Annotated in this window: 20 protein-coding genes; 8 read left to right on the top strand and 12 right to left on the bottom strand. The window is 39.6% G+C overall.

Annotated elements, in window-relative coordinates; translation table 11 throughout:
- The first annotated feature begins 1 nt into the window (after window position 1).
- Together ALW18_07040 and ALW18_07035 are read left to right on the top strand one after the other, a co-directional pair.
- Complete coding sequence (locus ALW18_07040; protein AOE52287.1) at window positions 2-3076, top strand: acriflavin resistance protein; 3075 nt, start codon at window positions 2-4, stop codon at window positions 3074-3076.
- 12 nt (window positions 3077-3088) lie between these two features.
- Window positions 3089-4408: a transporter gene (locus ALW18_07035; protein ID AOE52286.1), complete on the top strand. Its 1320-nt coding sequence runs from the start codon at window positions 3089-3091 to the stop codon at window positions 4406-4408.
- Between the two features lie 79 nt (window positions 4409-4487).
- Here the strand turns inward: ALW18_07035 and ALW18_07030 are convergent, their stop codons facing one another.
- From ALW18_07030 to ALW18_07005, 6 genes are all read right to left on the bottom strand, one after another.
- On the bottom strand, window positions 4488-5933 hold the full coding sequence (locus ALW18_07030) for a glycosyl hydrolase (GenBank protein AOE52285.1): 1446 nt from the start codon (window positions 5931-5933) through the stop codon (window positions 4488-4490).
- Window positions 5934-5989: 56 nt separating this feature from the next.
- Complete coding sequence (locus tag ALW18_07025; protein ID AOE52284.1) at window positions 5990-6652, bottom strand: ribulose phosphate epimerase; 663 nt, start codon at window positions 6650-6652, stop codon at window positions 5990-5992.
- Between the two features lie 442 nt (window positions 6653-7094).
- Complete coding sequence (locus tag ALW18_07020; GenBank protein ID AOE52283.1) at window positions 7095-7958, bottom strand: RNA polymerase subunit sigma; 864 nt, start codon at window positions 7956-7958, stop codon at window positions 7095-7097.
- A gap of 82 nt (window positions 7959-8040) precedes the next feature.
- Window positions 8041-8733, bottom strand: coding sequence for a hypothetical protein (locus tag ALW18_07015; GenBank protein AOE52282.1), 693 nt, complete (start codon window positions 8731-8733; stop codon window positions 8041-8043).
- Window positions 8734-8776: 43 nt separating this feature from the next.
- The gene (locus ALW18_07010; GenBank protein AOE52281.1) at window positions 8777-10303 is read right to left on the bottom strand and encodes an ATPase; all 1527 of its coding nucleotides are present in this window, start codon (window positions 10301-10303) and stop codon (window positions 8777-8779) included.
- Between the two features lie 39 nt (window positions 10304-10342).
- A complete protein-coding gene (locus tag ALW18_07005; GenBank protein ID AOE52280.1) occupies window positions 10343-11305 on the bottom strand; it encodes a hypothetical protein in 963 nt (320 codons plus the stop codon).
- Window positions 11306-11406: 101 nt separating this feature from the next.
- Here ALW18_07005 and ALW18_07000 point away from each other — a divergent pair, with 101 nt between their 5' ends.
- A complete protein-coding gene (locus ALW18_07000) occupies window positions 11407-12057 on the top strand; it encodes a hypothetical protein (protein AOE52279.1) in 651 nt (216 codons plus the stop codon).
- Between the two features lie 12 nt (window positions 12058-12069).
- Window positions 12070-12702, top strand: a complete 633-nt coding sequence (locus ALW18_06995; GenBank protein ID AOE52278.1) for a hypothetical protein — start codon at window positions 12070-12072, stop codon at window positions 12700-12702.
- Window positions 12703-12760: 58 nt separating this feature from the next.
- On the opposite strand, the gene ALW18_06990 is transcribed toward ALW18_06995, so the two are convergent.
- The 5 genes from ALW18_06990 to ALW18_06970 all read right to left on the bottom strand — a co-directional run bounded on the left by ALW18_06990 (window position 12761) and on the right by ALW18_06970 (window position 19082).
- The gene (locus ALW18_06990; protein ID AOE52277.1) at window positions 12761-13207 is read right to left on the bottom strand and encodes a GCN5 family acetyltransferase; all 447 of its coding nucleotides are present in this window, start codon (window positions 13205-13207) and stop codon (window positions 12761-12763) included.
- Between the two features lie 112 nt (window positions 13208-13319).
- Complete coding sequence (locus tag ALW18_06985; GenBank protein ID AOE52276.1) at window positions 13320-15647, bottom strand: polynucleotide phosphorylase; 2328 nt, start codon at window positions 15645-15647, stop codon at window positions 13320-13322.
- A 144-nt stretch (window positions 15648-15791) separates the two neighbouring features.
- The gene (locus ALW18_06980) at window positions 15792-16061 is read right to left on the bottom strand and encodes a 30S ribosomal protein S15 (GenBank protein AOE52275.1); all 270 of its coding nucleotides are present in this window, start codon (window positions 16059-16061) and stop codon (window positions 15792-15794) included.
- Window positions 16062-16233: 172 nt separating this feature from the next.
- Window positions 16234-18483, bottom strand: a complete 2250-nt coding sequence (locus tag ALW18_06975) for an alpha-mannosidase (GenBank protein AOE52274.1) — start codon at window positions 18481-18483, stop codon at window positions 16234-16236.
- A 143-nt stretch (window positions 18484-18626) separates the two neighbouring features.
- Window positions 18627-19082 carry a histidine kinase gene (locus ALW18_06970; protein AOE54341.1) on the bottom strand — a complete coding sequence of 152 codons (456 nt, stop codon included), beginning with the start codon at window positions 19080-19082 and terminating at the stop codon, window positions 18627-18629.
- Window positions 19083-19226: 144 nt separating this feature from the next.
- Here ALW18_06970 and ALW18_06965 point away from each other — a divergent pair, with 144 nt between their 5' ends.
- The 4 genes from ALW18_06965 to ALW18_06950 all read left to right on the top strand — a co-directional run bounded on the left by ALW18_06965 (window position 19227) and on the right by ALW18_06950 (window position 22844).
- Window positions 19227-19652, top strand: a complete 426-nt coding sequence (locus ALW18_06965; protein AOE52273.1) for a hypothetical protein — start codon at window positions 19227-19229, stop codon at window positions 19650-19652.
- Between the two features lie 304 nt (window positions 19653-19956).
- Window positions 19957-21954 (top strand): TonB-dependent receptor, encoded by a 1998-nt coding sequence (locus tag ALW18_06960; GenBank protein AOE54340.1) that lies wholly within the window; start codon window positions 19957-19959, stop codon window positions 21952-21954.
- 30 nt (window positions 21955-21984) lie between these two features.
- Window positions 21985-22338 carry a metal transporter gene (locus ALW18_06955; GenBank protein AOE52272.1) on the top strand — a complete coding sequence of 118 codons (354 nt, stop codon included), beginning with the start codon at window positions 21985-21987 and terminating at the stop codon, window positions 22336-22338.
- Window positions 22339-22454: 116 nt separating this feature from the next.
- Window positions 22455-22844 carry a hypothetical protein gene (locus tag ALW18_06950; protein ID AOE52271.1) on the top strand — a complete coding sequence of 130 codons (390 nt, stop codon included), beginning with the start codon at window positions 22455-22457 and terminating at the stop codon, window positions 22842-22844.
- Window positions 22845-23333: 489 nt separating this feature from the next.
- On the opposite strand, the gene ALW18_06945 is transcribed toward ALW18_06950, so the two are convergent.
- Window positions 23334-25703 (bottom strand): hypothetical protein, encoded by a 2370-nt coding sequence (locus tag ALW18_06945; protein AOE52270.1) that lies wholly within the window; start codon window positions 25701-25703, stop codon window positions 23334-23336.
- Window positions 25704-25860 lie beyond the last annotated feature (157 nt).

Raw genomic sequence — 25860 nt, 5'->3', positions numbered from 1 at the left:
TATGAGTTTATCTACACTAAGCATTAAGCGTCCCGTACTTACTATCGTAATGAATGTGGCAATTATACTATTTGGTATAATAGGCTATACCTTTTTAGGGGTAAGGGAATTTCCATCTATCGACCCTGCACAAATATCGGTGCGTACCAGTTATGCGGGTGCTAACGCCGACATTATAGAATCGCAAATTACAGAGCCGCTGGAAAAAGCCATCAACTCAATTGACGGTATCAGGAATATTACATCGTCAAGTAACCAGGGTTCCAGTAATATTACCATTGAATTTGAACTTGAAAAAAATCTTGAAGAAGCGGCTAACGACGTGCGTGATAAAGTATCACAAGCCGTTAGAAGCCTTCCGCAGGATATAGATGCACCTCCGGTGGTTTCTAAGGCAGATGCCGATAGCGAACCTATTATTACCATGACGGTGCAGAGCGCTACCCGTAATCCGCTTGAATTAAGTGACTATGCCGAGAATGTTATTGCCGAAAGGCTGCAAACCATTCCGGGTGTCAGCAGCGTGCAGATATGGGGGCAAAAGCGTTATGCTATGAGAATGTGGCTTGATCCTGTAAAGCTTAATGCATACGGTGTTACCGTGAGTGATGTCCGTGCCGCATTAGACAGTCAGAACGTAGAGCTGCCCACAGGTAAACTTACAGGTGCCAATACAGAACTTACTATTAAAACGCTGGGTAACCTTTCCAATCCGGAACAGTTTAATAATATCATTATAAAATCGGAGGGTGAAAAGATTGTTCGCTTTAGCGATGTTGGCCGTGCAGAACTTGGCCCGGAAAACCTCGAAACTAAAATGACTAATGAAGGCCAGCAGCTTGTTGGTCTTGCTATTATTCCGCAGCCGGGTACCAACTATGTTGAAATTGCCGATGCTTTTTATGCGCAATATGAGCAGATGAAAAAAGAGCTTCCGGGCGATTTGGTAACTAATATTGTTATTGATAACACAATGTTTATTAAAAAATCGGTATTGGAGGTGGCTGAAACACTCGCTATATCTATTATACTGGTAACACTTATTATTTACCTTTTCTTTAGGGACTGGGCTATTGCACTGCGCCCGTTGCTGGATATTCCGGTATCGCTTATTGCAACGTTCTTTATCATGTACATTTTTGGCTTCTCCATAAATGTATTAACGCTATTGGCTATTGTATTGGCTACAGGTCTTGTGGTAGATGATGGTATTGTGGTCACCGAAAATATATTCAAAAAGGTCGAAGAGGGGATGACCCCTATTGAAGCTGCGATGAAAGGGGCGAACGAAATTTTCTTTGCTGTCATTTCAATCTCTATAACACTGGCAGCCGTTTTCCTTCCGGTTATTTTCCTTGAAGGATTTGTGGGCAGGCTCTTCCGGGAGTTTGGGGTCGTCATTGCAGCGGCCGTTTTAATATCTGCCTTTGTATCGTTAACGCTTACACCAATGCTTAACGCTTACCTTATAAAAGGGGTACATAAAAAATCAAGATTTTACGAATTTACAGAGCCGTATTTCGAAAAGCTGAATTCAGGCTACGCCGATTCGCTTAAAGGTTTCATGAAAAGAAAATGGTTAAGTTTCCCTATTCTTATTATATGTATCGGGCTTATTGCATTTTTCTATTCTACCATCCAAAAGGAAACAGCACCGTATGATGACAGGAGTTTTATAGGTATGAATATTACCGCTCCCGAAGGTGCATCTTATGACTATATGGACCGCTTTATGCAGGAGATGGAAAAGCTTATTAAGGACTCCATTCCCGAAGTGAAAGCCAGCCTTGTAATTACATCGCCCGGATTTGGATCTGCTTCTGTAAATAGCGGTCGTGTAAGGATAGCACTAAAAGAAAAAGAAGACAGGGAGCGTTCGCAAAAAGAAATTGCTGCCGACCTTACCAAATGGACAAAACGCTACAGCGAAGCAAGAACCTCTGTATCAGAACAGCCTACTATTGCTGTAAACAGAAGGGGAGGGCCACCAATTCAGTATATTATCCAGGCACCTAACTTTGAAAAGCTACGGGAGAAGATTCCGGAATTTATGGACGAGGTAAGTAAAGATCCAACTTTTTCTATGACCGATGTGAACCTTAAATTCAATAAGCCGGAGATAAATGTAACTATAGACCGCGAAAAGGCACAAAGCCTTGGTGTATCGTTACTTGATATTGCGCAGACATTACAATTGTCATTGAGCGGACAACGTTTTGGGTACTTTATGATGAATGGTAAGCAATACCAGGTTATGGGGCAGTTTGAACTGAAAGACCGTGATGCACCAATAGACCTTACATCTACATTTGTAAAAAGCAGTTCTGGTCAGCTATTGCAGCTTGATAACTTAGTAACGGTAGACGAACAAAGTAGTCCGCCGCAGTTATACCACAACAACAGGTATATGTCGGCTACTGTATCGGCAGGACTTTCGCCGGGTATGAGTATCAGCGATGGTATTGATGCTATGGAGCGCGCTCGTGAAAAAGTACTGGATGATACATTTACTACCGATCTTGGTGGTGAGTCGCGTGACTTTGTAGAAAGTAGCTCGAATACGTTGTTTGCGTTCGGACTCGCACTATTGCTTATCTATTTAATATTAGCCGCCCAGTTTGAAAGCTTTATAGATCCGTTTATTATCATCCTTACGGTACCTATGGCGGTCGCAGGGGCGTTATTGTCGCTTTGGCTGTTCGGGCAGACTTGGAATATCTTTAGCCAGATCGGTACGATTATGCTTATCGGGCTTGTTACCAAGAACGGTATATTAATAGTAGAATTTGCCAACCAGCTTCGCGAAGAAGGCAAACCAAAATACGAAGCAATTATGGAAGCCGCAGAATCGCGCCTTCGCCCGATTTTAATGACCAGTTTAGCTATTGCACTTGGTGCGTTGCCTATTGCTATGTCGTTAGGTGCTGCATCTACCAGCCGTGTTGGTATGGGTGTTGTAATTGTTGGAGGAACAGTGTTCTCACTTATCCTTACACTTTTTATTATCCCTGCTATTTATTTTATGTGGTCGAAGCCCAGAAAGCACCGCCCCGAATTTGATAATCTTGAAGACTAAAACCATTACTATATGAGGTTTTGCCTGTATATTTTATGTAGCCTGTTTACAATTGCTTCTTCAGCACAGGTAGTGCTTATACCTGAACAGGATTTACTAACGCCGGAAAAGGCAGTTGCTATTGCGCTTGAAAACAATTACGATATTAAGCTCTCTAAAAACGACCTTAAGATTGATGAGCAGAATGTAAGCCTTGCCAATGCAGGCTTGCTGCCTAATCTTTCAGGAACGTTTACGCAGAATAATAATCAACAATATTCCAAACAGATTCGTGCAGATGGTACTGTGCAGGAACTGGATAATGCCCGTAACAATAGCATGAGTTACGGTGTAAATTTAGGATGGACTATCTTTGATGGTTTCAGGATGTTTGCACGCTACGATCAGTTGAAAGAACTGCAAAAACAGGGGGAAACAGAACTGAAACTTATGGTGCTTAACCGCGTAAGCGATGTTATGACTACCTATTTTGACCTGGTGCAGCAGCAGCAGATGCTTACTGCACTTGACACTGCAATTGTGATATCAAAGCAAAGGGTTACTACTGCCGATAACAGATTTAAAATTGGTAAAGCGGCTAAGCTCGAAGTACTTAATGCCCAGGTAGACCTTAATACCGACCAGACCAATTACCTTCGCCAGCGTGAATCGTATCAAAATACAAAGACCTATTTAAACGAGCTTATGGCACGTAATCTTGTATTAGATTTTAAGGTTATAGATTCGGTAGCTATAGACGACAGATTAAAACTGGTTGACCTTATGAATTTAGCATCAGGGCAAAATCCACAAATACAATTGGCGCTTATTAATAAGCGGGTGGCAGAACTCAACCTCAAGCAGGTTAAGTCGTCGCGGTATCCGCAAATAGGCGTCAGCACAGGTTATATTTTCAATGAAAGTGAATCCAGTCTTGGGTTTGCCAGGGAAAATAACAGCCGCGGTTTAAACTATGGTATATCGGCATCTATAAATATATTTAATGGCTTTTTACAGAACAGGAACGAGAAAATCGCGAAGTTTCAGATTGACAACAGCCAGATTTTAATCGATCAGCAGACGCAAACGGTTAAGTCACAGCTGATTTCTGCCTATCAAACTTACCTTACTAATCTTGAGCTTGTAGAACTTGAAGCACGTAATGAAGATATTGCCAAACAAAACCTTGATATTACGTTAGAGAAATACCGTATTGGTACCATTACCCAACTTGAGGTACGTACAGCTCAGCTTAACTATGTTAATGCCCGTACGCGTAACAGTTCGGCACAATTCCAGGCTAAAATATCCGAAGTGTCATTGAAACAATTGGCTGGTAATATTACTTTTTAATCTTCAAGATTTAGAAAATCATACAATAAAAAAAACCTCCGGCAGTACCGGAGGTTTTTTGCTATAATGCGATTCAGTATTAAAACACCAAAGTCTGTATAGAATGCGGAAGGCTTTCTACTTCTACAGCTTTACCTTCAATCCAAAGGTTGTAGTTAAGTTTCTCCTCGCCTTTGTTCATTACGATAACTGCAACTTTACCATCTGTATTGATAAAACCTGTTGCACTTATTGCGCTTCTGCTTGGAGAACAAGCAATACGCTTAGCACCAGGGCGTACAAATTTAGAGAAGTGGCCTATGTACCAGTATTCGCTGGTGTACATGATCTCTCCGGTTTTTACATTAGCATGGATAGGTGCAAAACAAAAGTTCTTAACATGGTTTGGTCCACCATTTTCGTCAAGAAGTATGTTCCAGTCTGTCCATGCAACGATACCGTTATTAAAGTCATTGATAAGGTTTGTACCGTAAAGCTCACCCAGCTTCCAGTCGTTGATCTTGGTAATATCAAACTTCTCTTTACAACCTTCTGTAAAGATCAGGTTGGTTTCAGGATATGCTTCGTGAACCAGTTTAAGGTTGTCGAACATCTGCTCGCCGCCGCTCCAGTTCTCGTACCAGTGGTAACCAATGCCCCAAAGGTATTTAGCTGCCTTAGGATCGTTAAGTACTGTGCTTGCCCTTTGGTAGAGCATATCACGATTATGATCCCATGCAATGATCTTTTTGCTGCCAAGGCCTTCTTTTTTCATTGTTGGTCCAAGGAAGTTTTTAAGGAAATCACGCTCTTCTTCGCCTGTAAAAATACAAGACTCCCAGGTTTGTGTAGCCATTGGCTCGTTTTGGATAGAGATACCCCAAACCGGGATTCCTTCTTTCTCATACGCCTTAATGAACTTAGTATAATATGTAGCCCATGTCTGGAAAAACTCAGGTTTAAGTTTACCGCCTTTAAGCATGTTATTATTGTCTTTCATGAAAGCCGGTGGGCTCCATGGCGACGCGTATAACGTTAGTTTACCTCCCGCAGCGGCAATTGCCTGCTTGATCATAGGTATACGATACTGTTGGTCGTGCGAAACATTGAATGACTTAAGTTCTTTGTCGCCTTCGGTAATGTACGTATAGCTTCCGCTTGAAAAATCGCTGCTATGAATAGTTGTTCTTGCCAGGGTGTAACCAATACCTTTGTTTACATCATAGTAAGCATCAAGTATTTCTTTCTGCTTGTCTTTTGGGATTTTACCAAAAGTTTCGGCAGAAGCATCTGTAATAGCACCACCAATACCCATAACCGTCTGAAAGGTTTTGTTAGGGTCTACAAATACAGAAATTTGCGTTTCCAGAGGCTGTTTAAGTTCTGTGAACGAAAGTGTTCCTGCAGCAGGCGCAAGCCTCTGATTGGTTTTTTCGGCAGTGGTGTACACTGTCACCTTTTTGCTATCTGTAGCAAAAGGTTTCTTTTTTTGGCCCCAAAGCATACTGCCCGAAACCAAAAGGATTAATAATGGAATTTTTTTCATGAATAGATGTTTGACCCGAAGGCCGATTTTTGGATGTTTATTTGGGTAGGGTATTCTTAGAAAGAAGTAAGCTTTTTAAGGCTTGCAATGGTTGCTACAGGATCTTCAGCCCTGAAAACATAATTTCCTGCTACAAGTACATCTGCACCTGCTTCTACTAACTGTTTAGCATTTTTATCGCTAACACCACCGTCTATCTCGATAAGGGTAGAAGCACCGTTGCGTGTAATTATTTCTTTAAGCTGTTTTACTTTGTCGTATGTTCTTTCAATGAAAGACTGTCCGCCGAAGCCTGGATTAACGCTCATAAGGCAAACAACATCAACATCTTTAATTACGTCTTCAAGAAGCGATACGTTAGTATGAGGGTTAACAGCAATACCGGCTTTCATACCTTCTGCTTTTATAGCCTGAAGTGTGCGGTGCAGGTGAGTGCAAGCCTCTATATGTACCGTAAGGTTGGTAGCACCAAGCTGTGCAAATGTTTTAATATACTGATCCGGATTTACGATCATAAGGTGAACGTCGATCGTTTTTTTAGCATGGCGCGTTATAGCTTCAAGTACCGGCATTCCAAAAGAAATGTTGGGTACAAATACACCATCCATAATGTCAATGTGAAACCAGTCTGCCTCACTGTTGTTAATCATTTCGATATCGCGCTGCAGGTTGGCAAAATCTGCCGAAAGCACTGAAGGTGCTATAAGTGTATTTTTCATCGTAGTTTGTATGTTTACGCAAAGATAACTTTAACTCATAAAGCTGCAAAGTCGCAAAGTCATAAAGTTTTAGGATTGAGGGTATCAGTCTATTTTAGGATAAAATGTTGCCAATTTGCCTGTGAATAAAATAGATGGGTGAAAAAATAGCAGGTATTATGAAAAAAGTTGCCATGATACACAATTTAGTGAAGGACTATTACGTTTTCACTGTAAGATTTTCCGTATTTAATTAATTTGAGACTTAGTAACACGGAAGGTTTAGACCAAAAAAAACTCCGGTAATCAGCCGGAGTTCAATCATCAATCAAAAAACGAACAGTTATTGAACTGTTTGTAATTTTAAATATTTTTAGAGGTGTTCGTACAAAATCAGACTGCCAAAATACAATTTTTATTTAAAATATGAAATTTCGGCAGTCGTTTTTTGTATTTACGGTACTTATCCTAAGTAAGTTTTAAGGATCTTGCTGCGAGATGTGTGTTTTAATCTCCTGATAGCCTTTTCTTTAATCTGTCTAACACGCTCACGTGTAAGGTCAAAAGTTTCTCCAATTTCTTCAAGAGTCATTGGGTGCTGATCACCTAAACCAAAATAAAGCCTGACAACATCTGCCTCACGGGGCGTTAATGTTTCAAGAGCACGCTCAATTTCTGTACGAAGCGACTCATGAATAAGCTCACGGTCAGGGTTTGGAGACTCACCAGAACGTAATACGTCATAAAGGTTAGAGTCTTCACCTTCTACAAGCGGCGCATCCATTGAAAGGTGGCGGCCTGAGTTTTTCATACTCTCCTTAACATCGTTTACAGTCATGTCAAGTTCTTTAGCGATTTCTTCTGCCGAAGGAGCACGCTCATTGCTCTGCTCTAAAAGAGCATACATTTTATTGATCTTATTGATAGATCCAATCTTGTTAAGCGGTAAACGAACAATACGCGACTGTTCTGCAAGTGCTTGAAGTATAGACTGACGGATCCACCACACTGCGTATGAAATAAATTTAAAACCACGTGTTTCATCGAAACGCTGTGCAGCTTTAATAAGACCTAAGTTTCCTTCGTTGATAAGATCGGGAAGTGTTAATCCCTGGTTTTGATATTGTTTTGCTACCGATACCACGAAACGTAAATTGGCTTTTGTCAATTTCTCTAGTGCTCTCTGGTCTCCGGCTTTTATTCGTTGTGCTAACTCTACCTCCTCATCCGCTGTGATCAAATCCACTTTTCCAATCTCCTGAAGGTACTTGTCTAATGAAGCAGTTTCCCTGTTGGTTACCTGCTTGGTAATTTTTAATTGTCTCATGTAAAGATTCCTGAGTTATATGAAATGTATTAGTTATACGTAACAAGCAGGCAAAAAGTTACACGGGGAGTAAAAAAAATATTTATTTAACATTTATAGGCGTTACATTCATCTCCCTGCACCATTCTTTTACCTCTAAAGGTTTCCATTCTTTATTGTTGTAAACGCTGTCTATGTATTTAAATTGTGCGGGGTTTAAAAAGATGATTCTTCCGTCGTTACCGCCATGTATCAGGTAGATACGGTCTTCTTTGTTTTGCAGTTTCAGTTCATTGTTAAGAATATCTGCAAATGTCTGCGCTGCTTCGCCCCAGCCTATACCTGTAAACTTTTTAAATATGGTATAGTTAGTTCCATTAATAGTAACAGAGTGATTAAGCCAGTTATTTTTAGCATCCCATTCCTCAATATGGCTGGTAACATTTATTTTTAAGCCAATTCTATCGAAGGTCGGTTGTAGTCTGGCAAGCATTTCTCTGAATCCCCCGGCTTCAAAAAGGGCTTCACTGTCGCACCAGTACAGCCTGTAATCTTTTGGTAAAGAAGTTTCATCATCCCAAATAGTAACAAGTTCATTTGTTGGATCGTAGAGCCTTATCATAGTAGCCTTTAAAGAGTCAAGATCTTTAGGCTCGGCATATTTAAAGTAGCCAAGCTTTTCAAGATTTGTTACAAATTCTTTACCGCTTACAGATGGTATAGTGGGAGCAGCGGCTGCTATGTTTTTTTCAGAAGTACTTTTTTTAGTACAGGCAGTAATCGATAAGCAAACCATGAAGGATACTGCGATGATATATTCTCTTAGCATACAAAAAATATTATTTAAACATTTTATTCAACACACCAAACACACCTCTTATAAAAGTAGCACTGGTTACTGTTTTGATGATCTGTTTTTCTATGGTGCTTCCGGTAGATGAAGATTTTGATGCTGTTTTTGCCGATCTCTCTTCAGCTTTCTGCTGTTGTGCCTCTGCTTCTTGGACTTCGGCTGCTTCAATTTTTTTGCAGAGCATCTCATACGCACTTTCACGGTCAGTTACCGCGCTGTATTTTTTAACCAGTCTAGAAGAGGCGTTAAGCTGTGTGATTTCATCAGAAGTCAGAATGTCCATTCGGCTCATTGGTGCGCGGAGCATAGTAGCTGCGAGAGGGGTGGGATTGCCCTTTTCACTCAGCGCTGTAACAAGAGCTTCGCCTGTACCTAATTGTGTAATGATCTCGTCCGTCTTGTAGAATTCAGAAATAGGATAATTTTCAGCGGTAAGCTTAATGGCTTTTCTGTCGGTTGCGGTAAAGGCACGCAGGGCATGCTGAATTTTTAACCCTAATTGGCTTAATACTCCGTTGGGCACATCGGTAGGGTTTTGGGTTACAAAGAAAATGCCCACACCTTTAGAGCGTATCAGTTTTACGATAGATTCAATCTGGTCTAAAAGTGTTTTGGTAGCCTCGTCAAATATAAGGTGTGCCTCATCTATAAAAATTACAAGCTCCGGCTGATCGGCATCGCCTTTCTCGGGCATAGTATTGTATATCTCGGCTAAAAGCGAAAGCATAAAAGTTGAGAACAGCTTTGGCTTGTCCTGAATATCTGTTAAACGTATAATATTAATGTAGCCCCGTCCCTGCTCATCTATACGCATCAGGTCGTTAATGTCAAAAGACAATTCTCCAAAAAACAGATCGGCATCCTGTTGTTCCAGCTCAATGATCTTGCGAAGTATAGAACCTGTTGACGATGTAGATATCCTGCCGTATTCTTTTTCAATTTCAGTTTTGCCTTCGTCAGTGATATATTGCAGTACTTTTTTAATGTCTTTTAAATCCAGCAATGGCATATTGTGGTCGTCGCAGTATTTAAAAATTACATTTACCACTCCCGTCTGTGTGTCGTTAAGCCCCAATACCCTTGAAAACAATACCGGGCCAAATTCCGACACGGTAGATCTTAGCCTCACACCATCCTGTTGTGATAGCGACATCAACTCTACAGGAAACGCTTTGGCTTCATATGGTAAGCCTATCTTAGCATGCCTTTCAGTTATAAAGGGTTGTTCCTGTGCTGCTTTCGCAATACCACTTAGATCACCTTTTATGTCCATCATTAAAACAGGCACACCATTTTCAGAAAGTTGTTCGGCAAGCACCTGAAGTGTTTTGGTTTTTCCTGTACCCGTTGCTCCGGCAATAAGTCCGTGACGATTAAGGGTTTTAAGCGGAATCTTTATAAAAGCGTCCTGTACCGGCTTGCCGTTAAGCATTGCGGTACCTAAGGTGATTGTAGCGCCTTTTGCCTGGTAACCGTTTGTAATGGTTTCTAAAAAGTGAGTTGTGTCTGCCATAGTAGTGTTGGTTTCGCGATTCTAATTTCGGAATTAATTTTAAAACCCAAGGTCTATTTCGTTTTCTATTTTCTGAAGGTAAAAATCTATTTTTTGCAAAGCGCGGTTAAAAAATAACTTTCTGTCGCGTGTACCCGACTGGTTAAGCGATTTGGAACTTTTTATCTGACGCTTAAAAAAGTCGAGCGTATTGTTGCAGGTAGCGGCATCTCCGGTTATAAAATACCCCAGCATGGTGTAAGGCACAAACAGGGATTGTTTTTCCGGAGCCGATAGCAATACGTTATTATTGAGTATCAATAATTCATTATAATACAGGTTAAAACGGGAGCCTTCGTTACAACACCTGTCTTCTACCGATTTCAGAATGGTTTTTAGATCGGCACATAACAAACGGGCATTTGCAAGTGATAGTAAACCCGACTGGAAAAAGTAATATATCTGTTGCAGGCTGCTGTTTATAGTGGTATCATTCCATATTTCGTTAACCTCTACATTCTGGTAAACGTTTTTCAGTTTCTGACTGTGTTCAAGTAGTGATTGATCTACAGTAAAATTCTCGAATGTATCCTGATTTTGAGTGCCTGCAAGTAAGTTGAGCCATACATACAGCTTGAATTTAGATAGTAGTGTACCGCCAATGGTATAGAATAGCGGAATGTCTTTGGCAGAATAGTACATCTTAGCTCCCGGATAATTTAAGAAACTGCTGATGTTCTCTGCCGAATGGCGAAAGTAAGCCTCCATATCTGCGAGGGAATGGATCTCGGAAGTTTTCTCTACAATTACTTTGGTGCTGTCAGTAAAAAGCAAATCCATTGATAGCGAATAATGTCTGCAAAGCGCGATAGTTTCATCAATAGAAAATTTACTTTTCTGTGAAACACGCCTGTGCGCTGCATCATAGCTTATACTTAGCACAGCAGCTATTTCTTCAATTATTGAAGCCGATACTGCAAGATGCTTTCTGATGGCTTTCAGCAAAATATCCTGATTATTCATATTTGCGATTTTCACAAATGTATGGTTTATATTAATTCATAACCGCAAATTAAATTGTTGTTTTCGCAATAGCTTTGATTTGAATTTAAAACCTTACAGATATGAAAAAAGCACTTTTAATTGTAATACTGCTTACAACCGGGTTAAGTTTTTCGCAGCAACAAACGGATAGTCTGCATTCGCAAATTTTTAGCCTTACGCCTTTATCAAAAAAGGTGAATAAGGTAAACGGAATGGCTTTCGGTCTAGGGCAGGCGTTAGATCAGGACAAACAGGCAACGATTAACGGGTTTAATCTTGAAGTCAATCCGATAATCGTGCTGGCAATAGGTTTTCTAGATCCTGAGAAATTAAAGAATGATACTATTACATTAAGGCAAAACGGACTTCATATATCAACATTCGGTTTTTTAGGAAATGTCGCCCATAATGGGGTCGGGATTTCGGCTTGCAGTGTTACCTACTCGTCTAACGGCCTTACCGTAACTGCGCTTTACAATATGTCTAAAAATCTTAACGGGTTGCACATATCAGGCATTACAAATTCTACAGACAGAGCGGTAGGGCTATTGATTGCACCGGTTAACAGTGCAGATGTATTTAAAGGGCTTCAGTTGGGAATTTATAATAAATCTGATGATATGGCGGGGATGCAGATTGGGATATTTAATAAAACAAGAAGATCAAGAGGCCTACAACTAGGATTATGGAACATAAATAACAAACGTTCACTCCCATTTATTAACTGGTAAATTCAATAACTTATGAAAACACTTAAAATTTTAGCACTGTTATGCTGCTTCGTCGCTCATGCACAGGAAAATAATGAGATACAATTTAAAAATGTAGATGAGATACGATATTATGAACGGGTACTTATTGAGGCAGGAATGAGAGTGCCATTAGATAAGCTAGGTGACAAGATAAGTATTTCACCAGAAGTAGGAATGTGGTTTAGGTCGCGGCTTCGAAATGGCGATTTGGTAGATGTTGGCGGTTCGATATATGTTCCATCTGCAGCAAAGTATTTTGACTATGAAGACAGAGGTGCAGTGTATCAGGTTAAGCCAACCGGAGTGTCAGGTATGGCAGGCGTCAGGCTAAATAAAGTGTATGCATTAGAAAGTATACGCTATAAAAAGAGCATCGACTGGATATCTTCGTTTGGTTATGCATGGTTTAGCTACCGCGATAATTATGCGCCAAACACGTCACAGGAAAACAGCAGCCTTAAAGCATTTAGTACTTTTCATTTGGGACAGGGTGTGCGGTTTAATATTGATAACATAGGCTTTCAGCTGAGTTACAACTACACGCCGTACGGACAATTTAGCAAGCATGTACAGTCAGACTTTGGAGCACATAGTTTAAGTTTTGGAATAAACTACAGGCAGTAAAGAAAAGGAGCACATAATAATGCTCCTTTTTAATTTCTTTTCAATGAGGAAAGTAAAATTATTTTTGAGAGAAATTCTTCCAGTCTTCAAAAGTCATTTCAAACTTAGTTTCTTTAGTACCATACAGCCCGGCTTCTTTCCAGCCTTGCCTGCGGTAAAATTCATCAGCCCTTGTGTTAAATCCGGTGCTTAGCCATAACGTGTTTTGCGTTTGCCCGAAAAACCAGTCTAACATAATTTTGTGCAATGTCTTTCCAATACCTCTGGCTTCAAATTCAGGGTCAATAAAGAGTGCCCATATATTATTATCTACAAGGTCGGCAATAGCAAAGCCTACAATTTTACTTTCAATTTCGCATACCCATCCTTTTCCTCGTTGGCTTATGTAATCCTCTACGTCGGCATCAGATACTAAAGCAGGGTCAGAAAGCACATTTTCTTTTACCAGGTGCCTTATAACTTGCATTTGGGGTATGTCTTGTGTTATAGCTTCTCTAAAAATCATAGCTTTATTTTGTGTCAAAAATATATAATTTATAGCATTGGTGTATAGGCTAAAAGTAAAAAACCTGCCACTTTTCAGCAGCAGGTTTTTTATGAATTAACCTTATCAGTAATTAAGATTCTTTAGGCTCATCACCTTTATTTTCATCTTTAGGAGCTTCATCATTCCTGCGCTCTTCCCTAGGGGCACGATCGCGTGAATTTCTGTCATCTCTTGAGTTTCCACGGTTATTATCTCTTCCGCCACCTCTGTTAAAGTCACGCGGGCCACGATCTTCTCTTGGGCCACGGTCTTCACGCTGAGGAGCATTCTCATCTCTTGGAGGACGAGGTAGAAGTGCTTTTCTTGAAACTTTTTCTTTTCTTGTTTTAGGATCTATACCAAGGTATTTCACGTCAAATACATCACCCATGTTTACAACATCAGTTACGTTTTCAGTGCGTTCCCATGCAAGCTCAGATACGTGAAGTAATACTTCATTACCAGGAGCGTCAAGGTATTCTACTACTGCACCAAAGTCAAGAAGTTTTATAACTTTTACGCTATAAGTTTCTCCAACTTGTGGTTTAAATATAATAGAGTCGATCTTTTTAAGTACCATATCGATACCTTCTGGGCTTGTACCAAGAATTTCAACTTCTCCCTGCTCATCAACCTCGTTAATAACGATAGTTGTGCCTGAAGCTTTCTGAAGTTCCTGGATAACTTTTCCACCTGGCCCGATAAGAGCTCCGATGAATGCACCCGGAATAGTAACTTTAATGATTTTCGGAGCATGACGTTTAACTTCAGTCCTCGGAGTATCAATAACTTCGATAAGTTTACCAAGTATATGAAGACGACCATCACGAGCCTGCTCAAGAGCTTTCTCCATGATTTCGTATTTCAGGCCTTCGATTTTGATATCCATCTGACAAGCAGTAATACCATCAGCAGTACCTGTAACTTTAAAGTCCATATCACCTAAGTGATCTTCATCACCAAGGATATCAGATAGTACAGCCCAACGGCCAGTAGCATCATCAGAGATAAGACCCATAGCAATACCTGAAACTGGTTTTGTCATTTGTATACCGGCATCCATAAGTGCAAGAGTACCAGCACATACAGTAGCCATTGAAGACGAACCGTTAGATTCTAATACTTCAGATACAACACGAACAGTATAAGGAACCTCTGCAGGTATCATGTTCTTAAGAGCACGTTGTGCAAGGTTACCGTGACCAACTTCTCTACGTGAAGTACCTCTTAGTGGCTTAGCCTCACCTGTAGAGAATGGAGGGAAATTGTAGTGAAGGTAAAATCTTTCCTCGCCTTGTTCTGTAGGGCGGTCGATGATGTTAGCTTCACGTGAGGTACCAAGCGTTACAGTAGCAAGCGCCTGAGTTTCTCCCCTTGTAAATAATGCAGACCCGTGTGTAGAAGGTAGGTAATCTACTTCACACCAGATAGGGCGGATTTCGTTAGTTTTCCTTCCGTCAAGGCGAAGGCCAAGATCAAGGATAACGTTACGAACCGCTTCTTTATTAACTTTAGAAAGGTATTTGCTGATAAGGTCACCGTTTTCAAGTAATTCCTCTTCAGTAAATAATGCCTTAACTTCTTCTTTAACAGCAGCAAATTTTTCAGAACGCTCATGTTTTGCAGAACCTTCACGGGCAATTGCAAAATATTTGTCGTAAGAAAGCTCTTTTACTTTAGCAAGAATAGTGTCATCACTTCTTTCTTCCTCGTATGTTCTAACTTCTTTTTTGCCTACAGCAGCCTGAAGTCTTTCCTGTGCTGCGATCTGTACTTTAATAGCTTCGTGAGCAAATTTAATTGCTTCGATCATTTCAAGTTCAGAGATCTCTTTCATTTCACCTTCAACCATCGCAATAGAGTCCATAGACGCACCGATCATCATATCGATGTCAGACTCGTCAAGCTGAGCTTTGCTTGGGTTGATGATAAACTCACCGTTGATACGTGCAACACGTACTTCAGAGATAAGTGTAGCGAAAGGAATGTCAGAAACAGCTAATGCTGCAGACGCTGCCAATCCGGCAAGTGCATCCGGCATAACAGTATCGTCATGAGACATAAGCTGTATCATTACCTGCGTTTCAGCGTGGTAATCTTTAGGGAATAACGGACGTAATACACGGTCTACAAGACGCATTGTAAGTACTTCGCCATCACTTGGCCTTGCTTCACGCTTAAAAAATCCACCGGGAAAACGTCCTGCGGCAGCAAATTTTTCGCGGTAATCAAGTGTTAGGGGTAAAAAGTCAATACCCGGGCTTGCAGTTCTTGCAGACACTACTGTAGCAAGAAGCATTGCGTCACCCATTCTTACTACTACAGAACCGTCGGCCTGTTTCGCAAGTTTTCCAGTTTCGATCGAGATGCTTCGTCCATCTCCCAGATCGATGATTTCTTTTGTTACGTTAGGAATCATAAATTAATTCTTTTGATTAAACAATGGGTTTGTTTAGTGTGTTGTTGTTGTGTAGTTGTCTAGTGCCCAATGAAAAACCAAAACTTTTTATTGCAATATTCTAAAAAACAAAAAGAGGCGCGCGGGCACCTCTTCTTATCTCGATTATTTTCTGATGTTTAATTCTTTGATAATCTCACGGTATCTGTTAATCTCTTTCTTCTTAAGGTAATCAAGAAGACTTCTTCTTTTACCTACCAGCATTACTAGAGAGCGCTCTGTATTATAATCGTGACGATTTTTTTTAAGGTGCTCAGTAAGGTGGTTAATTCTGAATGTGAATAACGCGATTTGTCCTTCAGCAGAACCGGTGTTAGTTGCTGCTTTTCCGTGTTTTGCGAAAATTTCCGCTTTAACTTCTTTAGTTAAGTACATGCTAATATTATTTAAATGATTATTATGTATGTTAGGTTTATCCTAACGGGTGCAAAGTTAAACAATATTTTTTTATCTGCAACTTTGTTAGTCGCTAAGTTTCAGAGTGGCAAAGTTCCAAAGTAACAAACAAGTAGAAAGATGATTCTGCAACTGCGCCACTTAGCGACTTCTAAGGCATCTCAAACGATGGCGGAATTGCCTTTTCCCCGGCAGCCCAGTTTTTGTTAGGATGACTGCCCATCTCAAACTCCAGTTTACCGCCTTTCATCAGGTCATCATGGCTAAACCACGATTTGTTTAAGGGTGTGCCGTTTAACGTTGCCGACTGTATGTATTTATTCTCAGGAACATAATTATGACATATAACCTCGAAGGTTTTGCCGTTACTTAAAGTGATAGATGCTTTGCTAAAAAACGGACTGCCTATTACGTACATCGGTAAGCCTGGTGTTATCGGATAAAAGCCAAGATGGGAGAACACAACAAATGATGTAAGTCCGCCGCCATCTTCATCGCCCGGTATTCCCATCAGGTCATTTCTAAACCATTGTTTCATTAGGCTACGCACTCTTTTTTGGGTTCGCCACGGCTGCCCGGCATAGTTATATAAATACGGAATATGCATACTGGGTTCGTTACCCATAGAAAACTGACCCACATTTCCCGTATGGTCGCCAAACTGATGGTAAAAATCCGGGCGGCCTTTGCCTAATGGGGTGTTGTACATATCTTCAAGGCCATCTATAAACTGTTGTTTACCGCCAATCATACTTACCAGATCGCTAACATTGTGTATCACATCCCAGCGGTATACGTAGCCGTTGTTTTCGTCGTAGGCTTCCCGTGCACCAATACCACTGGAGTATCTGTAATCAAAAGGTTGTATGAATTTGCCTTCTGCATCTTTTGGGTGAAAGAATTTTGTGTCCGGATTAAATACTTTGTGGTAATTAAGGCTTCGGTCAAGAAAATACTTCTCATCATTTTTCCTGCCCAGATACCCCGCAATCTTACCAAGGCACCATTCATCATACACCGTTCCAAGTGTAACGGCTATAGGCTGGCGTTTCTCCCATGAGTGAACTTCGGGAACAGGATCTGGTGCACCTGCCGGCAGCGCAGGAAAATATCCTTCTTTTTTGTAGAAAGCATCCAGTGTTCCTGCTTTTTTACCCGACCAGGGAGCAAGTGTTTTTTCGGTTATGCCTGCTTTGCAATAGTCATATGCTTTTTCAAGATTAAAACTGCGGAGTCCTTTGGCATAAGCATCGGCAACAATAGCCACACCATGATTAGAATTCATGCGGCGGCTGTCGCCTGTAACTTCAGGGAAAGTAGGCATCCAATGATTATCCATTTGTTCTGCCATCCTTATGTACGAATTAATCATATCGCTTTCTTTTTTTGGCTCAATGATTATCCTTAGCGGATGCGTAGCACGAAACGTATCCCAAATCCAGTCATCAGTATAAAAAGGCGTTCCGTTGTCGCTATGCACTTTGCCATCAAACGCGCTAAAATACCTGCCATCTTCAGATATACATATCATCCTTTCGTATGTTCTGTATAGCGAGGTATAAAAAACAGTTTTATCGATATCGCTTGTGCCCTCTACTTTAATTTTACCCAGTGTTGCATTCCAGATGTCCCTGCCTTTTTGCGTAAGTGCTTCAAGGTTGTAATCGGTAATTTCTCTTTTTAGATTTGCTTTCGCCTGATCTGCACTGATAAACGAAATGCCGTAGCGAACCTTTATTTGTTTTGTGCCTAATGCATATTTTAGCACTGCGGCGGCGTCTTTGCCTTCGGCAGATGTTTTTGAGGTATTTATATTTCCGTTAGATAAAATTCCCGATGTAAGAGGCTGTGCATCGGTTTCCATATAAACATAAACCCTTGTGTTGTTATCAAGGTTCTGAAAGCCGCTTATAATATTGCCTTTTGCCTGAATCTGCCCATTGCGTGAATTTACTACCAGGTAAGGAATTTCATTTTTAGAGAAGTCGATATAATACAGCGCCGATTGCTGCGACGGCGCATATTTTACAGTAATACCATAATCATCAAGGTCGGCCTGGTAATAGTAGGGCTTGATAATTTCGTTATCGTATCCGTAGCTTATTACAGGTTTCATATCCTGCTCTTTTCCCTGAAACGGACTAAGATTAAACGCAGACGATCCTCGGTGGCTGGTAACTATAACCGGCAGGCCGTAAATTTCGTTTCCTGTAAAGTTTTCCCTTTCGGGATACACCCGTAGCATGCTGTTGGGTAAATGTATAGTAGGGTAGGTGGGTACCAGCAAGTGGCTTATGTTACCAATGTATGGGTTTACATAATCAACAGGAGTTTTATCCTGAGCATTAACGGCTGTATTTATACAAAAGTAAAAGGCCAGTAAGTAGAATAATTGCTTCATTTGTAAATGGCTGTTAGATAGCAATAGCAAACTTACTAAACCGTTTTAGTTAAATGAAATTTTCATCCAGAAAATCAGCCAATAAAAAAAGCCTGAAATTATTTTCAGGCTTACTATATCAAAATCTAAGGTATTAGCAATTCTTAAAAAAGTTTTGCTACCTCCTGGTTTACAAACTCAAGGAAACGCTCATCACGCTCAGAGAAAGCATCAATAACTTCAGAGTCGATATCTATCTGGCCAATGTTTTCTCCGTTAACAAATAACGGAACAACAATTTCAGATTTTACTGTAAGGCTGCAGGCAATATAATTGTCCTGTGCTGTAACATCTGGCACTACAAAGTTTTGGTTAGAAACAGCTACCTGTCCGCAAATGCCTTTTCCAAACGGAATAACAGTATGATCTGTAGGCTCGCCAACATAGGGTCCTAATACAAGCTCTTCTTTTTCGCCATTGCGAAAATAAAAGCCTACCCAGTCGTAATAATCAATATTATCGCTAAGCAAATGGCAAAGCTGTAAAAGTTTGTCTTCCCTTAACACATTATCGTGATTTAATATGTCGATAACTTTCGGTTGTAATTCTTCAAACGTCATTGTAAATATATTTTCTGCAAAATTACTATAAAGTGGTTTCATTTATGTTTTAATATGGTTAAAACTATAAAATTCCCACATTTTGTGTTTTTGGCGATCGTAAATCGCTAGTGGTTAAGATAAAATCTATATTTTTGTCACGATATGAAGTTTAATAAGCACATAAGCATACTCTTAACGTTCCTGATATTGGCATCCAATATGGGGTTCGCGCTTAATGTGCATTATTGTCATGGAGAAGTATCGTCGGTTTCTTTGGCTTATAAGATTGAAGAGCTATGCAACGATACCCACAAGCCCGAAGTAAAAGGATGTTGTGCAGCAGCAAGCGAAAGCCATAAAAAATGCTGCAAGAACGACCTTGTAAAACTTCAGGACGACAGCCAGGATAACATAATTGTAAAATCACTTCAGTTAGACCTGAGTGCATTTTACACTGTTGAAGACTGGAAGCCTGCACAATTTACTGCATTGGCACCTGTGCCAGTTTCAGAAACACCTTCATTTTATTGCGAGGCACATGCGCCGCCGCTCTTCAAATTATACTGTCAATACATCTTCTACGCCTAAGTTATACATTCTTAATTCCTTCCCACGTATGGGAATGAAAATGATTATTAATGTTATAACTTTTTTTATGCAAAAAATATTTTTAATGCTGCTGCTGTGCGTATCATTCGTACAGGCGCAGGAAACCATAAGTGGTAAAGTGCTCGATGAGCAAAACCTTCCGCTTCCCGGTTCCAGTGTATACTGGCTCAATACCAGCCTATCTGCCTCAACTATAGAAGACGGTACATTTACATTGCCGTATTCTCCCGAATATACAAAACTGGTAATAAGCTATCTTGGCTACGCGTCAGATACACTCGATGTGGCATCACCACAGTTTATAAACCACAAACTGAAACCTGCAGAAAGCAGCGAACTTAAAGAGGTCGTGGTAGATAAAACCCGAAGAAGCCTCGAAAGAAGCCAGGTTTCGGCTGCTAACGTCAGCACAATGGGGCATAAAGAGTTGCTTAAGGCAGCCTGCTGTAATATTGCAGAAAGCTTTGAAACCAATCCCTCAATTGATGTAAATTTCTCTGATGCCTTAACAGGCAGCAAGCAAATTAAGATGTTGGGGCTTACGAGTCCGTACCTTATGATCGCTGAAGAAAACATACCTTCTGTGCGTGGAGCTTCTCAGGCGTATGGTTTGTCATTCGTGCCGGGAACTTGGGTAGAAAGCATACAGATAACAAAAGGGGCAGGGCCTGTAGTAAATGGCTATGAGAGTATCTCGGGCCAGATAAACTATGAGCTTTTAAAACCTATAAATGATATTCCTTTCTTTTTAAATGCTTACGGATCTACCGACAGCCGTTTTGAGCTGAATACTCATTTCAATAAAAAGATTTCGGATAAATGGAGCAGCAGCCTTTTTGTTCATGGTAATACCAGGGTTAGTAAAAATGATATGAACGATGACGGATTCCTTGATAATCCACTGGCTAAGCAAATTAATGTAATGAACCGCTGGCAGTATACAGATGCCGAGAAAGGATGGGTAAGTTTTATCAACCTGCGTTACATGCGTGACGAGAAACAAACCGGTGAATTGGATTTTGATCCGGATAAGGATAAATTCACAACCAATCACTGGGGGTCAGAGATCAATACCGATAAGCTTGATGTGTCTGCTAAAGTAGGGTATGTATTTCCCGAAATGCCTTTTCAGAGTATAGGGCTTCAAACATCATACAACTGGCACAAACAGGATTCTTATTTTGGTTTCAAAACGTACGATATCGACCAGAAAAGCTTCTACTCTAATTTAATATTCAATTCGATTATTAATAACACGCTTAATAAGTTTGCCACGGGTATTAACTTTACCTATGATAAGTATGGCGAATTCGTTAATACAATAGATTATAGCAGAATAGATAACTCAATTGGCGCGTTTTTTGAATACACATACGATAATACAAACGATTTCAGTATAGTACTTGGCGGACGTTTTGACGTGCATAACCGTCTGGGTGCGTTCGTAACACCAAGGATGCACCTGCGTTACAATCCGTGGGAAAAAGGTACGTTTAGAGCTTCTGCCGGAAGAGGTAAAAGGGCAGCGAACATTTTTGCTGAAAACCAGTCGCTTTTTGGAAGCTCACGTTCACTTAATGTTATTAACGGTGGTGGTAAAGTGTACGGACTTGATCCTGAAATTGCGTGGAACTATGGCGTAAGCTTTGTGCAGGGCTTTACCCTGTTTGGAAAAAACACAGAGTTTGTTGTAGATTTCTACAGGACAGACTTCCAAAACCAGGCGGTGGTAGACTTGTTTGCTTCTCCACAACAAGCGTTGTTCTATAACCTTGATGGTAAGTCATATGCTAACAGCCTTCAACTGGAGCTGAATTATGAAATTACGCACCATTTTAATGTGCGTACAGCTTATAAATACTACGATATTAAAACACAGTACAGCACAGGGATGCAAGAAAGACCATTACAGGCAAAGCACAGGTTCTTTACAAACCTGGCATACGAGACTCATATTGTTGATGGCGGCAGGCAGTGGAAATTTGACTTTACCTATAACTGGATGGGCAAACAGCGTTTACCGTATACAGGTAGTAACCCTGTTAACGAGCAAATGGGCAATTATTCGCCGTCTTTCTCGTTAATGAATGCACAGGTAACCCGTACATTTTCAAGTGTATTTGAGGCTTACGTAGGAGCAGAGAATCTAGGTAATTATCAGCAGAAAAAAGCTATTTTAGGTACAGATGATCCGTTTGGCCAGTATTTTGATAGTTCTATTATATATGCGCCAATTTTTGGGCAGATGTATTATGCCGGTATCCGATTTAAAATTAAATAAAACACAAATCAATTAATTATAACATACAAAATGAAAAAACTAATTATGATCATGCTTGTTACGCTGGTAGGTTTATCGGTGCAGGCACAGGACAAAAAAGACGTAAAAAAGAACAAAAATGCGAAATACGAAATTGCTGTAAACGGCAACTGTGGCATCTGTAAAAAAAGAATTGAGACAGCTGCTTACAGCGTTAAGGGGGTTAAATCTGCACAATGGCACCAGGATCATCACGATATGCATTTAATTATAGATGAAACTAAATGTAATCTTGATGATGTACACGCTGCTGTTGCAAAAGCAGGGCATGACACTGACAAAATGAAAGCGAGTGATGCTGACTATGAAAAGCTTCACCACTGCTGCCAATATGAGCGACTATAAAACATGAACAGATCCCGAAAAGAAATTTTCGGGATTTTTTATAAATTTTATGATTGGTAAATGCCATTTTGTAAAATAAATTCGCAAACTTTGTAACATTAAAATTTCTAATGTAGGTGAAAGTAATAAGAAAAATGATTGGTAAAAATAAAGGTCTTTATACCTTTTGGCTAGTCATGCTGTTTCTTAAAACGGCTTTAGTTACTAATGTTGCGGCTGCGACACATCATAGTTTAGATAGAACAGAAATTGTACATCTGGACGCTAGTTCAAAATGTCATCTTACTGCAATTTCAGATGATGATTCAGATTCAGGCCTTTTCGATAGCCTTGACAGAGGTTTCGATCCTGACGATGCAGATATTGCAATCTTCGGAGATTTTGCTTCTAAAATAGTTTTCAGCTTCCATAAAAAATATCAGTTTCCTAAGGTTAATATAAATCAGCAATCGCACAGCGATACACTTTATGATTTGTATTGTAACTGGAAATTCCATCTTGCATAGTTCAATAATTCCATCGCCGGATTGTTGATTATATCCTTTTGTTTACCGAATAATAGATTTTGACGGGTAAATAATATTTGAACGTCATACAGCATCACAGTCTTATCGGTAAATGTTGCATTACTACTAACAGTAAAATGATTAAGAAAAATAAATTGTGTTAATTGCCCGGAGTGCCGGACGCATCCTGCCTGTTTGTATGCCGGCACTCCATTTTTTTAATCGTAAAAAATTTATCATTTACATTTTATATTGCGCCACCGGTAACGCCTGACGTTCCTGCTACAACTCCAAATCCTGCAAACATGAAGATAGCTTTGAAGTAATTCTAAGATAATTTTCTTAACCCGGGCGTTACTGCGTGATGCAACCAGAATTTTAGTATTTATTTGGATTAATGCTGTGGTAGCACAGTATCAGCGTTTTTAGTTAGATTTAGATTTGGTTATTATGTAAAAACCCCAACGTTTAAGCGTTGGGGTTTTGTTGTTATTTAGGATTGATAGTCTTAATCTCTGATATTAACTTACCATCGGCGCTAAAGCCCTCAATAAGTACTTTGAGCGGTTTCGAAGATATTTTTGGTATCGAAAATTTAAATTCCCCGTTCTCATTTGTCATTATAGAAGGTTCCCAGTCTATAACGCCGAAGTTTTCAAAGCCTTTGTCATCAACTATATTGTAGGTGACATTCTGAAAGCGTTTAGCTACTTCAAAGGCATTTTTGATAACGATATTAGGTGTTGAGCTGCCTTTTCCGTTTACCGAAACGCCTTTTTTTAGGTAGATCTTAATCATACCCATATAGTTATTTACCGATGGAACCATTTTGGTAGAACTCATATAAATTTCATCAACTTCGTTCATCAAAATTACATTTAGCATGCTATAATCTCTAAGCTGAACGTTGTCAAGAATTATAATAGGCCCACTTTGAGCTGCATTGATACTGTTTCTCGTGCGGGCATAAATTTTTAACTCACTGGTTTGGTTATCATCTATAATATAAAAGCCACCATACGTTTTAATAAATTGCAACAAATTTTGGTAGCTGTTGGCTTTATCTCTATCTATTTTATAGCCTTGTAAATCTCCATTTCCAAAACTATTGGCATATTTAAGGGCATTAACCGTACCTTTTATTTCAACTTCATCCAATTCAATAGTCTCGTTGTAAATATTTGGTTTTTTAAAGTCGTCATTTACATTTTGAGGGGCATAGAAATGAGGTTCCGGTTTATAGGGCTTGTTATACTTAGTACTAGCATTAAATAACTGCGGGGCTAGTGTAAGCTCTTTTGGCTTTTCTCCCTTTTTGAGCAGCGTGAAATTAACATAAGAAGAATCTGTGATGATAAGATTTTTAAACGTAAACTCTTTATTGTCATCAACTACTGTGGTTTCATCTATACCCGATGTAAGTGAATATAGCCTTACCCTTGCATTTTTACCATCTATATTTTTTGGCAATGAACCTTTCAGAGTTAATCCCATATCAAATAAATAGCTGCTCTTCGGTGGATTTTGTTTAATATTTATCCACTGATATTTGCTTTTTTGGCTTAAAAGGAAAAGATCCAGTTCGTAAAGTTTATTTTTTGCAAGTGTAGTAAAATAATGTCTTCCCGATGCTTTCTGCCTGCTCTGTAGGTAAGGCAACAGATAAAAGGAACCATAAATATCGTTTGTGTCGTCAAAGCTTATCGTGTTTTCCGGTAATACAGATATGCTAAGGTTCATATTGGGGTAATTTACTTTTCCGGTGTACTGTAGCCTCTCTGTAGTTTCGCCAGCTTTAGTAATATCAGCATTTAAACCCGTTTTAGGATAGTTAAAAAATAGTCTTTCTCCCAGTTGTGACAGATTGTTGTCTAATATCCTGATTGTATTCATTCCGGGAGCAAAATCTGTATTAGGTATAACTAAAGATTGCTCCAGTTTCGCATTATTAAGGTCAAGTTCTAAAACCAGGGCTTTTTCATCCTGATGGATAAGCATATATAACGGGTTGATGCCAAATGAATCTAATGTAGATTTGTTGGTTTTTACCTTAATTATTGTCTTGTCAGCTATGGCATAATTGTTAACCTCAAGAGAGATACCACTATAAGCTGTTGCAGGTAATGCTTTTTCGTGTTTTTTATCGCCTAAATATAAAACAGCTTTGTATCCCTGGGGAGTGTTGGCGGGAAGGTCTAGCTTGCCATACCCTAATTTGTTTATCTGGACTTTCTTAATTTCTTTACCAGATGAATCTACAATATCTATTGTAGTTATTGGAATAGGATTATTGTTACAATCGGCAACGTGCACACCAATAGTATTGGCAGTGCCGCTTAACATTGTGCCGCCTTCAGGAGTCAAATCAAAAGTTATTTTAGAAGGATCTGCCTTAGCCAAAGCTGTTCCTGCGCCTTCAGCCGGATTCACAATGGCAATTTCATAAACAGCAGATTCGTCTTCGATGAAGTTATTCATCCAGTTGGTATAAAACTGAACATAGTACTTTCCGGATTTAAATTTATTACCCAGATTAAAGGTTCCAGTAAAACTTCCTATGTTACCATAAATGAGTTGTGTTTCTAAAATTTTGCCATCTGCATCCATCAGGCTTCCAAAAACATTAATGGTGTTAAAGAAAGGGATGTTCTTTTTACGGTGAAATACATATCCCTTAAACCAAATGCTTTCATTCGTCATAAAAACATTTTTGTCAAATTGTACGTGAATGTTCTCGCGTTCCATAGTGAAATAATCGGTAACAGATTTCATTATCGCATCGCTTTTGCTTTGGGCGCTGGCAGCGGTAATGAATAGAAGTAAGGTTACCAGTTGTATGGCTGTATAATTTTTTTTCATAAGGTAGATTGGTGGTTGGTCTGAATCTCTTTTTGATACAGTAAAGATTAACTGTTGATTACATACTATTAGTATTGATAATTTAAATTTTTTTTCATGGTTGGCATTGGCTGGTACAATTTTTCTTTCAAAATATATGTTATAAAAATATAATTTT

The organism is Flavobacterium psychrophilum, assembly GCA_001708385.1.
Classification (GTDB): Bacteria; Bacteroidota; Bacteroidia; order Flavobacteriales; family Flavobacteriaceae; genus Flavobacterium; species Flavobacterium psychrophilum_A.
The sequence above is the reverse complement of the archived record's forward strand: the minus strand, read 5'-3'. Positions and strand labels throughout refer to the sequence as shown.

Excerpts from the sequence above, each read along its gene's own strand:
- ALW18_07040 (AOE52287.1), top strand. The coding sequence starts at position 2 with ATGAGTTTATCTACACTAAGCATTAAGCGTCCCGTACTTACTATCGTA.
- ALW18_07035 (AOE52286.1), top strand. The coding sequence starts at position 3,089 with ATGAGGTTTTGCCTGTATATTTTATGTAGCCTGTTTACAATTGCTTCT.
- ALW18_07030 (AOE52285.1), bottom strand. The coding sequence starts at position 5,933 with ATGAAAAAAATTCCATTATTAATCCTTTTGGTTTCGGGCAGTATGCTT.
- ALW18_07025 (AOE52284.1), bottom strand. The coding sequence starts at position 6,652 with ATGAAAAATACACTTATAGCACCTTCAGTGCTTTCGGCAGATTTTGCC.
- ALW18_07020 (AOE52283.1), bottom strand. The coding sequence starts at position 7,958 with ATGAGACAATTAAAAATTACCAAGCAGGTAACCAACAGGGAAACTGCT.
- ALW18_07015 (AOE52282.1), bottom strand. The coding sequence starts at position 8,733 with ATGGTTTGCTTATCGATTACTGCCTGTACTAAAAAAAGTACTTCTGAA.
- ALW18_07010 (AOE52281.1), bottom strand. The coding sequence starts at position 10,303 with ATGGCAGACACAACTCACTTTTTAGAAACCATTACAAACGGTTACCAG.
- ALW18_07005 (AOE52280.1), bottom strand. The coding sequence starts at position 11,305 with ATGAATAATCAGGATATTTTGCTGAAAGCCATCAGAAAGCATCTTGCA.
- ALW18_07000 (AOE52279.1), top strand. The coding sequence starts at position 11,407 with ATGAAAAAAGCACTTTTAATTGTAATACTGCTTACAACCGGGTTAAGT.
- ALW18_06995 (AOE52278.1), top strand. The coding sequence starts at position 12,070 with ATGAAAACACTTAAAATTTTAGCACTGTTATGCTGCTTCGTCGCTCAT.
- ALW18_06990 (AOE52277.1), bottom strand. The coding sequence starts at position 13,207 with ATGATTTTTAGAGAAGCTATAACACAAGACATACCCCAAATGCAAGTT.
- ALW18_06985 (AOE52276.1), bottom strand. The coding sequence starts at position 15,647 with ATGATTCCTAACGTAACAAAAGAAATCATCGATCTGGGAGATGGACGA.
- ALW18_06980 (AOE52275.1), bottom strand. The coding sequence starts at position 16,061 with ATGTACTTAACTAAAGAAGTTAAAGCGGAAATTTTCGCAAAACACGGA.
- ALW18_06975 (AOE52274.1), bottom strand. The coding sequence starts at position 18,483 with ATGAAGCAATTATTCTACTTACTGGCCTTTTACTTTTGTATAAATACA.
- ALW18_06970 (AOE54341.1), bottom strand. The coding sequence starts at position 19,082 with ATGACGTTTGAAGAATTACAACCGAAAGTTATCGACATATTAAATCAC.
- ALW18_06965 (AOE52273.1), top strand. The coding sequence starts at position 19,227 with ATGAAGTTTAATAAGCACATAAGCATACTCTTAACGTTCCTGATATTG.
- ALW18_06955 (AOE52272.1), top strand. The coding sequence starts at position 21,985 with ATGAAAAAACTAATTATGATCATGCTTGTTACGCTGGTAGGTTTATCG.
- ALW18_06945 (AOE52270.1), bottom strand. The coding sequence starts at position 25,703 with ATGAAAAAAAATTATACAGCCATACAACTGGTAACCTTACTTCTATTC.